Source organism: Mesorhizobium helmanticense, from assembly GCF_003034915.1.
GTDB lineage: Bacteria > Pseudomonadota > Alphaproteobacteria > Rhizobiales > Rhizobiaceae > Mesorhizobium > Mesorhizobium helmanticense.
Genome location: NZ_PZJX01000036.1, coordinates 21,534 through 31,369, shown reverse-complemented (window position 1 = coordinate 31,369; position 9,836 = coordinate 21,534). Strand labels below are relative to the sequence as shown.

General features: G+C 63.3%; 10 protein-coding genes, 1 tRNA gene and 1 pseudogene. 8 read left to right on the top strand and 4 right to left on the bottom strand.

Going from position 1 to position 9,836, the window contains the following annotated elements; translation table 11 throughout:
* From C9427_RS19760 to C9427_RS19750, 3 genes and pseudogenes are all read left to right on the top strand, one after another.
* A pseudogene (locus C9427_RS19760) lies at positions 1-298 on the top strand (lipopolysaccharide biosynthesis protein); the annotation flags it as partial.
* A complete protein-coding gene (locus tag C9427_RS19755) occupies positions 298-1,578 on the top strand; it encodes a GNAT family N-acetyltransferase (protein WP_107650785.1) in 1,281 nt (426 codons plus the stop codon). The pseudogene C9427_RS19760 and the gene C9427_RS19755, both read left to right, overlap by 1 nt.
* A 32-nt stretch (positions 1,579-1,610) precedes the next feature.
* Entirely contained in the window at positions 1,611-1,811 is a 201-nt protein-coding gene (locus C9427_RS19750) for a hypothetical protein (RefSeq protein ID WP_107650784.1), read from the top strand.
* 187 nt (positions 1,812-1,998) lie between these two features.
* Here C9427_RS19750 and C9427_RS19745 read toward each other — a convergent pair.
* Positions 1,999-2,083, bottom strand: a tRNA-Leu gene (locus tag C9427_RS19745).
* Positions 2,084-2,469: 386 nt separating this feature from the next.
* Between C9427_RS19745 and pstS the strand changes: the two genes are divergently transcribed.
* From pstS to C9427_RS19725, 4 genes are all read left to right on the top strand, one after another.
* Entirely contained in the window at positions 2,470-3,573 is a 1,104-nt protein-coding gene (gene pstS / locus C9427_RS19740; protein WP_107650783.1) for a phosphate ABC transporter substrate-binding protein PstS, read from the top strand.
* 96 nt (positions 3,574-3,669) lie between these two features.
* Positions 3,670-5,400: a Na/Pi cotransporter family protein gene (locus tag C9427_RS19735; RefSeq protein WP_107650782.1), complete on the top strand. Its 1,731-nt coding sequence runs from the start codon at positions 3,670-3,672 to the stop codon at positions 5,398-5,400.
* A 279-nt stretch (positions 5,401-5,679) separates the two neighbouring features.
* Positions 5,680-6,267, top strand: coding sequence for a YqaA family protein (locus C9427_RS19730; protein ID WP_107650781.1), 588 nt, complete (start codon positions 5,680-5,682; stop codon positions 6,265-6,267).
* Positions 6,268-6,353: 86 nt separating this feature from the next.
* Entirely contained in the window at positions 6,354-6,872 is a 519-nt protein-coding gene (locus C9427_RS19725) for a disulfide bond formation protein B (protein ID WP_097573712.1), read from the top strand.
* An 11-nt stretch (positions 6,873-6,883) separates the two neighbouring features.
* On the opposite strand, the gene C9427_RS19720 is transcribed toward C9427_RS19725, so the two are convergent.
* The 3 genes from C9427_RS19720 to C9427_RS19710 all read right to left on the bottom strand — a co-directional run bounded on the left by C9427_RS19720 (position 6,884) and on the right by C9427_RS19710 (position 8,741).
* Positions 6,884-7,342 (bottom strand): hypothetical protein, encoded by a 459-nt coding sequence (locus C9427_RS19720; protein ID WP_107650780.1) that lies wholly within the window; start codon positions 7,340-7,342, stop codon positions 6,884-6,886.
* Positions 7,343-7,412: 70 nt separating this feature from the next.
* Positions 7,413-7,970 (bottom strand): HNH endonuclease, encoded by a 558-nt coding sequence (locus tag C9427_RS19715; RefSeq protein ID WP_006328497.1) that lies wholly within the window; start codon positions 7,968-7,970, stop codon positions 7,413-7,415.
* A 129-nt stretch (positions 7,971-8,099) separates the two neighbouring features.
* On the bottom strand, positions 8,100-8,741 hold the full coding sequence (locus C9427_RS19710) for a DNA-3-methyladenine glycosylase family protein (RefSeq protein WP_107650779.1): 642 nt from the start codon (positions 8,739-8,741) through the stop codon (positions 8,100-8,102).
* A 93-nt stretch (positions 8,742-8,834) separates the two neighbouring features.
* On the opposite strand from C9427_RS19710, the gene gluQRS reads away from it, so the two are divergent.
* On the top strand, positions 8,835-9,710 hold the full coding sequence (gene gluQRS / locus C9427_RS19705; RefSeq protein WP_107650778.1) for a tRNA glutamyl-Q(34) synthetase GluQRS: 876 nt from the start codon (positions 8,835-8,837) through the stop codon (positions 9,708-9,710).
* Positions 9,711-9,836 lie beyond the last annotated feature (126 nt).

The window sequence follows — 9,836 nt, the reverse complement described above, 5'->3', positions numbered from 1 at the left end:
AGGCTATCCGCTGCTGTTCCTGCTGGTCTTCGGCGTCGTGGCGCGGGCCGCCGTCGGCCCCTGCGAAAGCCTGCTCACCATGAGCGGCAACCAGAACATCTGCGCCGCCGTCTACGCCATGACGCTGGCCTTCAACATCGGCCTCAATGTGGTGCTGATCCCGCTTTTCGGCCTGTGGGGCGCCGCCATGGCCACCGCCTTCGCCATGATCTTCGAGGCGGCCGCGCTGTCCTTCACGGTCTGGCGCAAGCTCGGCATCGTCATGGCCATCTTCGTGCCAATCAAAGGAGCCGCGTAATGGCTGCCATCCCCTTGCTCGAGGAAACCAGCGGCGGCCCGGCCGGCGCCATGGTGTCCGGCCTCGCCGGGCTCGCCCGCGAGGCCGACCCCGCCCATATCGAGATCCTGGCCAACAACCGGCCCGAGCGCAAGCTGGCGATCTATCCCGCCTCCGCCGGCTTCGACCTGGTCGAGGAACTGGATTATCTCTGCGCCCGCACGATCGAGCCCAACATCTTCTTCAACCCGCGTTTCCTGGCGCCCGCCATGCCGAGGCTGGAAGACCGCGAGGTGCGGCTGGCGGTGATCCGCGACGGCGACGAATACCGCAACCGGCTGCGCCTGCTGGTGCCGTTCTCGGTGGAGCGGCCCGGCGTGCCGCTCGGCGTCCCGGTCATGCGCACCTGGTCGAGCCCGTTCGGCCCGATCGGCACGCCGCTGGTCGACCGCGACGACCCGGTCGGCGTCATCGAGGATTTCTTCGCGATGCTGTCGCGGCCGCATCTCAAATTTCCGAAAGTCCTGGTCCTGCCCGACATCGGGCTCGACGGTCCGGTGGCCAGCCTGCTTGCCACAGTCGCCGAAACGCACGGCCTTCCACTGGTCATCACCGGCAAGGCCGAGCGTCCCGCGCTCGAAAGCGAGCTTGACGGCGAAGCCTACCTGAAGGCCTCGTTGCGCTCGCATCACTATCGCGAATTCCGCCGCCTGAAGCGTCGCCTTGGCGACCTCGGCAGGCTGGAGCATCAGGTGGCGCGCGGGCCGGAAAACATCCGCCATGCCATCGAGAGCTTCCTGACGCTGGAGGCGGCGGGCTGGAAAGGCCGCGAGCGCACCGCCATGGCCATCGACCGCTACCGCGCCGCCTTCGCCCGCGAGGCCGTGCACCGGCTGGCCGAACAGGATCTGTGCCGCATCCATTCGCTGACGCTGGACGACCGCACCATCGCCAGCCTGATAGTCTTCGTCGAGGCCGGCGTCGCCTACACCTGGAAGACGGCCTATGACGAGACCCTTGCCACCTATTCGCCGGGCACGCTGCTGATGATCGAGGTGACCAGGCAGCATCTCGACGACCCCAACATCATGGTGACCGATTCCTGCGCCGTGCCCGACCACCCCGTGATGAGCCGGCTGTGGACGGAGCGCAAGCCGATGGGCACGCTGGTCATCGGGCTTTCGCCGGATGCCGACCGCCTCGCCCGCCAGGCGGCCTCGCAGCTTCATCTCTACCGCGAGACCCGCAACATGGCGCGCATCCTGCGCAACCGGATGAAGAGCTTGCTGGGACGGCGCTAGACCCGGATCACGATCTCAGGCAAAGATAAGCCATGAGCAACGAAATCTGGACAGCCTTCATCTACGGGGTATTCGCCCTGGCGGCGATTGGCTGGCTGGCGGGCGCGCTCCTCGCCCGCAGCCCGAAGGCGGGTTTCGCCCTGCTGGGATACACTCTGGTCGTGCCAGCTATTGGCGCGATGTTGATGGGCGCTTTCTGGCTATTAACCGTACTGTGGGCTGAAGCCGGCTGATCATCCGATCCTCCTTCGCCAAGGCTTCGGAGGACACTTCCTTCGGCCAATGAGCCCGGTGGCCTGCCACCCGAAGCCGACGAGCGTGGGTGGCCTGTCGCCCGAAGCTGATGAGCCTGGGGTGGCCTGCCACCCGAAACCGACGAGCCTGGGGTGGCCTGCCACCCGAAGCTCGAAGAGCGAAGGGTGGTGCCCCTAGCCGGGATCGAACCAGCACTCCTTGCGGAACTCGATTTTGAGTCGAGCGCGTCTACCAATTCCGCCATAGGGGCTCAGGCCGGGCGGCCTGGATGGGCGCGGACTATACGGTTGGAGGCCTGTTCGTCAACTGGCCAATTCGCGACGGCCGCGAAGCTGGCGCACGATCTCCAGGTCAGGCCCGGCTTTTGCAACGCTGCTGTTTCATTCGATCTGAAAGATTTCGCGGCAGCACAGGGTGCACTGGGCGGCTAAGCGCCTCCGACTGAAAGACCCTGGCGCCCGAAATGTCCGGCGGCAGTGATCCCTGTCATCCAATCGTTAAGAAAAGTTAATAGGAAATAGGAGCGATCTTGTCCTCTTTGGCTGAGGCTTACCGCGCCAGGGATATGATCTACTGATTTTCACTGAAATTCTCAGTTTTTCACGTATTTTCGGTAGTATAAGCGGGGTCGAAACGATGTTTTCAGGAAACCCGACAAGTATTGCGTCGTCGCACAGCCTATGGCCGAAACTCGTTGGTGGCGTCATCGCCCTTGCCGTTGCTTTGGCCGCTGCCTTGACCGGCCCCGCAGCCCGGGCCGAGCCCATCCGCGGCGCCGGATCGACCCTGGCCGCGCCGGTCATCGCCAAATGGGCAACCGCCTACAAGAATGCGCGCGCCGATGGCGGCGACTTCTTCACGCTGGACTGGACCGTCGACTATGAGCCGGTCGGCTCGCTCGCGGGCCTGATGCGGCTCAAGCAGCCCGAACTGGATTTCGCCGCCACCGACGTTCCGGTGCCGCCGGCCAACCTTGCCAGCAGCGGCCAGAAACAATTTCCGATCGTCATGGGCGGCATCGCGGTGGTCACCAATCTGGAGGGCCTGCCGGAGGGCGGCTTGCGCCTTTCCGGTCCGGTTCTGGCCGACATCTATCTGGGAAAGATCACCTCCTGGTCCGATCCCGCCATCCAGGCGCTCAATCCCGGTATTGCTCTTGGAGATCTCGCCATCAGCGTCTTCCATCGCCAGGACGGCTCGGGCTCGACCCATGTCTTCACCGAGTTCCTGTCGGTGAGTAGCGAGGAATGGAAGACCAGGCTGGGCGCCGACACGCTGATCGAATGGCCGCTTGGAACCGGCGCCGAGGGCACGCAGGCCCTCATTGGCGCCGTTGCCGCGACCAAGGGCGCGATCGCCTATGCCGAATACGGCCAGGTGCTTCGCGCCGGCCTGCCCTTCGCCGCGGTCCGCAACAGGGCCGGCAATTTCATCAAGCCGGATCCCGCCGGCGTGCAAGCGGCGGCCACCTCCGTCGCCTGGGGGGAAACGACCGATTTCTTCGCTTCCCTGACCGATCGCGACGGCGATGCCGCCTATCCGATCAGCACCGCGGTGTTCGCGGTGGTCCAGGTTTCGGGGCGTTCGGAGCATCGCTATCGCCGCGTGCATGACCTTTTCAGGCTGGCCTTCACGCAAGGCGCGGGCGACGCCGCTGCACTCGGCTACGTGCCGTTGCCGAGTGCACTCGTCGGCCAGATCGAGCAGTACTGGTCAGGACAGGCCCCTCTCGCGAACTGAGGGTGAACGAGGGCCGAGTTCGGCGCCTGACCACTTCGGACAGCAACGGAACTTCGTGTCGGTGTCGCAATGGCGACTTGTTGGGGATAGCGTGAAATGGACATAGATATCTTCAAGGACATCCTCGTGCCGGTGATCGGCGGATTGGGCATTTTCATGCTCGGTCTGGACTTCATGGCAAATGGTATCCAGGCGCTCTCGGTCAACCGGATGCGCGCTTTTCTCGCCAAGGCGGCGGGAACGCCGATCAAGGGCGTGCTGGCGGGGACGCTGATCACTGGCGTCATCCAGTCGTCGACCGCGATGAGCGTCATGGTCGTCGGCCTGGTCAATGCCGGCGTCATCGCGCTGCGGCCGGCGATCAGCGTCATCATGGGCGCCAACATCGGCACCACGCTTGGCAACGGACTGATCGCCCTGCCGCTCGGCCCGCTTGGATTGATCCTGGCCGGCGTGTTCTCGCTGGTCTATTGCTTCGCCAAGAGCGAAAAGGTCAAGAACATAGCGCTCGCCTGCATGGGTTTCGCGCTGATCTTCTACGGCCTGAACCTGATGACCGGTGGTCTGCGCCCGCTGCGCAACCTGCCCGAAGTCATGTCGCTGCTGCAAACCCTCAAGGCTGATTCCTTCCTCAACCTTCTCAAATGCGTGTTCATTGCCGCAGGCGTGACGGCGATGATCCACTCGTCTTCGGCGACGATCGGCATTGTCATGGGCCTTGGCGCCGCTGGCATTCTCGACTGGACGACCGCCGTCGCCTTCTCGCTCGGCGCCGATCTCGGCACCACGATCACGTCGTGGATGGCTTCCCTCAATCTTTCGAAGAACGCCAAGCGGACCGCGTACGCCCACATATCGTTCAACATCATAGGTGTGTGCATCACCATCCCGCTGTTCTTCGTCTCCATCCAGGTCCTGGAATGGGCCATGCAGTTCTTCGGCGGCGATCCGGCCGTTCCGGTGATCGTCGACGGCAAGGAGACTTTTCCCCTGGTGCCGGTGGCGGTCGGCCTCTACTCGACCTTCTTCAACGTCTTCAACACGCTGTTGCTGTTCCCCTTCATCGGTGTGTTCGAGCGGGTACTGTCGCGTGTCGGCCACACGGACGCCGAGGACGCGGAGGATTTCTCGACGCCGAAATTCCTCGACCGCAAGCTGGCCAGCGATTTTGCCAAGGCAGTTCCCGCCGTGCAGCAGGAGACGGCCCGTCACCTTGAGGCCGGCGCGATGTTCCTCGATATCGCACGCGGGTCGAAGAAAGCACCCTCCGATCCGGGCGAGCACTATCTAGCAACCGACATCCTCAGCCGCGACATCCGTGCCTACACCGCCGCGCTGATGAAGGAGGACCTGCCTTACGAACAACTCGACCTGATTGCCAGCCTGATCGAGGAGGCGGACTTCACGGCTGCCTTGACGGAATCGATGCACCAGGTGGCCCGGCGCGTCAAACGCGAGAAGTTCAGCAATCCGGCGCAAGCCATTGTCGAAGTCGCGCTGAACAAGCTCGACGCCTCGCTGCGCGAGATCCTGCCGGACTACGGCATTGCCAACCCGCGAATGCCGGCCGGCCATGTCAGCTTCCCTGAGGTCGAGGAGTTGCGCGCCCGCACGCTGGCGCTGGGACCGAATGCGGGTGCGGGTGAACGCGGCACGATCCTGGCCCTGCTCGGTTCGATCGAGCGGGCGGAAATCCTGATCCGCCGCATCGACGCCGAGCGCAGGTCCGTCAACCGCGCAAGCGTGGTCGCCCGCGCGTCGGCACGCAAGGAAGACAAGCCACGTCCGTTGGGCGACGTCGGCCTCAGCCCGGTTCCGGCCGAGTAGCCCAGCGGAGTAGGCCCAGCGGAATGGGCAAGGCGCGTCAGACGAAGGTTGCGAGCGGTATCGCCGTCTGGCGATACCGCTTTCGCGTTTTGACGGCGGGCCCGATACCATCTTTCGACTTCGTGAAGCTCCGGCCATTGTGCGGCGCGGAAAATCTTTCTAGACAGGCGGCGCATTGGAGCGGGCCGCCTCCAAAGAGATGATGCGGCGCGCTTTGGGTCTTTGTTCTATGCACCTTTGGGTTTTGTGCACCTTGGGCGGCGTGCATTAGGAGTGCCTATGCTTCGCGGACTTTACGACTGGACCTTGTCGCTGGCGGCAAGGAAATCCGCCGAATGGTGGCTGGCCTTCATCGCTTTCGTCGAAAGCTCGGTGTTCCTGGTGCCGGCCGACGTGCTGTATCTGCCGATGGCGCTGTCGCGGCCGGATCGCGCCTATCGCTACGCGCTGATCGCGACAGCGGCATCGGTGCTGGGCGGCATCGCCGGCTGGTTCATCGGCCATTATGCCTACGACGCCGTGGCAAAACCGATCCTCGAATTCTACGGCAAGTATGACGAGTTCGAGGCGCTGCGCACCTCTTCGGGCGTCGGCTTCATCATCCTGATGCTGGTCACCTCCGGCCTTGCCCATTTGCCGCCGATCAAGGTTGTGACCATCCTGTCCGGCGTCATCGGCGTCAATCTGCTGCTGTTCATCGCCCTGGCGATCGTCGCCCGCGGCGCCCGTTTTCTGTTTCTTGCCTGGCTGCTGCGTCGTTATGGCGAGCCGATCCGCGAGTTCATCGAAAAGCGACTCGGCATGATCGCGGGCGCCGGAGCCGCCGCCCTGATTTTGCTCTATATCGTCGTCAAATACGCATTCTGATGCATGTCGCCCAAACTGAGCAGCGGTCTGGACAACGACATGCATAGGCAGGCGGCGGCGCGGGCGCGAACCAGGACAGAAGATCGATGACAGCGACCGTCAATCCCGATACCGGACGTCAACGCATGCGAGCGGCCTTGTTTCTCGCCGTCGCCATGGCCGCCACGGTCGGCTCGGCGCTGGCCTTCCAGTACATAGGCGGCTACATCCCCTGCCATCTCTGCCTGGAACAGCGAACGCCCTACTATATCGGCGTGCCGCTGATGCTGCTGGCGGTGCTGGCCTCGGTGCTCAGCGCACCGGCGTGGTTGACGCGCGGCCTGCTGGCCGTCGGTGGCCTGCTGATGGTCTACGGCCTTTATCTCGGCGTCTACCATTCGGGCGTCGAATGGGCATGGTGGCAGGGACCGGCCGACTGCACCGCGGGCGCCGGCCCTGTCGACACCGGCGGCAAGGGCGTGCTCGACGCGCTCGACAAATTTGTCCCGCCCTCCTGCGACAAGGCGGCACTTCGCATCCTCGGCCTGTCGCTGGCCGGCTGGAACGCCATCGCCAGTTTTGTCCTTGCAGTGGTCGCGTTCCGCAGTGCGCTTGCCAGGGATTGAGCCAGCCGAATTCAAGTACTTCGAAGCGCCCTTTCCGCCGCCGCAGTGTGGTCCACGCGATCGATGAACAGGCGGGCACGAGGGATGGGATCATACAAATATTGATCCGGGCCCAACATTTTGCGTTGGTTCAGTTCGGCTGTATCCAGCAAATCGAAATCGACTCTCTCGATCGTGCAGCCCCACCCATCGTTTTTCGAGGCCCATCCTTTTCTGTGATGTTCCAGCAGCCGCCCGCGGTCGCAATAGCTGTGATAGTCGAAGGCGACGGCACCGTTCGTCACATAGATATGGTTCCCGGCAAAATCCTCATCCGGGATGATGCGCTCCGCATAAAACCCTTCAAGAGGGCCGAGCTCAAGGAAAGTCCCGGCAAGGATATGGCACGCACCGTGACCGAAGAAGATACGGTCCGGCAGCGCCCACCGCTTTTCCGGGTTTTTCTTGATGCCATGCTTTAGGACGTACATGCCATAACCAACCGCATGCGCCGGAAGGCAATCGCCTCGGACGGCCAGTCTCCCGAATTATCAAACGATCTCAAGGTTCCAGTTCGACATCCCAGTAGAGATAATCCATCCAGCTTTCATGCAGATGGTTGGGCGGGAACAGGCGGCCGTTATTGTGCAAATCGTGCACCGTCGGCTGGAAGGGCTTCTGCAGCGGCCACATCTTGGCATGCGCCGGCATCATGCCGCCCTTCCTGAGATTGCAGGGCGAGCAGGCGGCGACGACATTCTCCCACGTCGTCGCGCCGCCGCGATGGCGGGGGATGACATGATCGAAGGTCAGATCTTCCGGCGTACCGCAATACTGGCACTGGAAACGGTCGCGCAGGAAGACGTTGAAACGGGTGAAGGCGGGATGCCGCGAAGGCTTCACATAGGCCTTCAGGCTGACGACGCTCGGCAGCTTCATCGAGAAGGTCGGCGACGACACGGCATGCTCGTATTCGGCGACGATGTTCACCCGGTCGAGGAACACCGCCTTGATGGCGTCCTGCCACGACCAGAGCGACAGGGGGTAATAGCTGAGCGGACGGTAATCCGCATTCAGCACCAGTGCTGGAAGCCCATCCGGAGATACGGCAACCGTCACGTGTTGATCCTCCTTGGTTTCAGAACCGAACGGCGCGGATACTGTAAGCCCGACATGACAGGGATGTGAAGCGGATTGTCGCTCGCCCAAAGCGTCAAAAATGCATGATTTCAATGCTTTTTTGCGATTTCAGGCCGGAGGCGCGGCCTCCCTGCCCCTTGTTTCGCGATAGTAAGCCCAGAAAAGCCGTGATGCGACACCTCGCCACGGGCTCCATGATTCGGCGATCTGGATCAGTGTTTTCTCCGGCGGACGCGGGTCGATGCCGAGCGCGTGGCCGACTGCCGTTTGCAGCGCGACATCACGCGCGGGGAAAACATCGGGATGGCCGGCGGCGAACAGCAGATAGACTTCCGCCGTCCATGGCCCGATGCCCGGCACGGCCGTCATCGCCGCGATCGCTTCGGGGGCGTCGAGCGAACAGAGATGGTTGAGGTCGAGCCCGTCGGCCACGGCCTGGGCAACCGCGAGCAGGCCACGCTGCTTCGGCCGCGACAGCCCGGCCTCGCGAAAGACGTCCTCGCCGGCGGCGAGGATGGCTTGCGGCGTCAGCGGATCGACGAGCTTTGTCAGCCGCCCGAAAATGGCGTCGGCGCTGGCGCGCGACACCTGCTGTGAAACGATGATCGAGGCAAGGCTGCGGAATCCCGGCTCGGACAGCCGAAGCGGCACCTCGCCGGCCATGCCGCGCACTCTTTCCAGGCGCGGATCGATCAGGCAAAGCGCATCGAGGCCTTGCGCAATGTCGTCAAGATTGGCGATGCGTTGCATCAATGCTTGTTCCCGGCGCAAAGTGGCTGATGTAGCCAGGCACACGCTAGCAACCGGCGAAAGTGCCTGACAACCGACAAGCCACCTTGAGAGATGACACTCCTGACATTCCGCTTCGCGCCGAGCCCGAATGGCGAACTGCATCTCGGCCACGCCTATTCGGCGCTGCTCAACCAGCAAATGGCAAAAGCGGCTGGCGGGCGCCTGTTGCTGCGCATCGAGGACATCGACAAGACACGCTGCACGCCTGAATTCGAGGCCGGCATCTATCGCGACCTGAAATGGCTCGGGCTTGGCTGGGAAGAGCCGGTACGCCGCCAGTCCGATCATTTCGCGGACTATCAGGCGGTACTGGACCGGCTGATCGGGCAAGAGCTCGTCTACCCCGCCTTCATGAGCAGAGGCGAGATCAGGGCCTTCATTACCGACAGCGAAAAGCGCGGCCGCAACTGGCCGCGCGACCCGGACGGCGTGCCGCTTTATCCCGCCGCCGACAAGGCACTGCCGGTGAAGGAACGCCGGCGGCGGATTGCCGAGAATGCACCTTTCGCCTGGCGGCTGGACGTCGATGCCGCAATGGCGCATGTCGGCAGGGACCTGTCATGGACCGAATTTGTCGACGAGACGCTTTCCGCGACGCGACAAATCGAGGCGCGGCCGCGGGATTGGGGCGACGTGATCGTGGCCCGCCGCGACATCCCGACCAGCTATCATCTCGCCGTCGTCGTCGACGACGCGCTGCAAGAGGTCAGCCATGTCGTGCGCGGCCAGGACCTTTATGCCGCGACCAGCATGCAGCGCCTGCTTCAGGAAGTGCTCGACCTGCCGCAGCCGGCCTATTTCCACCATCGTCTTATCCTTGGCCCGGATGGACGAAAACTGTCGAAGAGCCTTGGCGACACCGGCCTTGCCGCCCTGCGCGAGGCCGGCGCATCGCCGGACGATATCAGAAGATTGGTCGGGCTCTGATCTCCGAAGGGACGTGTGAGTTCGCCCTAAGCTCAATTCGAATGACGTATGGATCAATCGTTTCATTTTGCGCGTTGGGTCGAACCGCATTACAGCATCGCCACGGTCAATCTCACCACGCGGCAG

What these genes read in the sequence shown, in the direction of transcription:
- gluQRS (WP_107650778.1), top strand. Translation starts at nt 8,835, where the DNA reads ATGACACTCCTGACATTCCGCTTCGCGCCGAGCCCGAATGGCGAACTG.
- C9427_RS19720 (WP_107650780.1), bottom strand. Translation starts at nt 7,342, where the DNA reads ATGTACGTCCTAAAGCATGGCATCAAGAAAAACCCGGAAAAGCGGTGG.
- C9427_RS19725 (WP_097573712.1), top strand. Translation starts at nt 6,354, where the DNA reads ATGACAGCGACCGTCAATCCCGATACCGGACGTCAACGCATGCGAGCG.
- C9427_RS19750 (WP_107650784.1), top strand. Translation starts at nt 1,611, where the DNA reads ATGAGCAACGAAATCTGGACAGCCTTCATCTACGGGGTATTCGCCCTG.
- pstS (WP_107650783.1), top strand. Translation starts at nt 2,470, where the DNA reads ATGTTTTCAGGAAACCCGACAAGTATTGCGTCGTCGCACAGCCTATGG.
- C9427_RS19710 (WP_107650779.1), bottom strand. Translation starts at nt 8,741, where the DNA reads ATGCAACGCATCGCCAATCTTGACGACATTGCGCAAGGCCTCGATGCG.
- C9427_RS19735 (WP_107650782.1), top strand. Translation starts at nt 3,670, where the DNA reads ATGGACATAGATATCTTCAAGGACATCCTCGTGCCGGTGATCGGCGGA.
- C9427_RS19730 (WP_107650781.1), top strand. Translation starts at nt 5,680, where the DNA reads ATGCTTCGCGGACTTTACGACTGGACCTTGTCGCTGGCGGCAAGGAAA.
- C9427_RS19755 (WP_107650785.1), top strand. Translation starts at nt 298, where the DNA reads ATGGCTGCCATCCCCTTGCTCGAGGAAACCAGCGGCGGCCCGGCCGGC.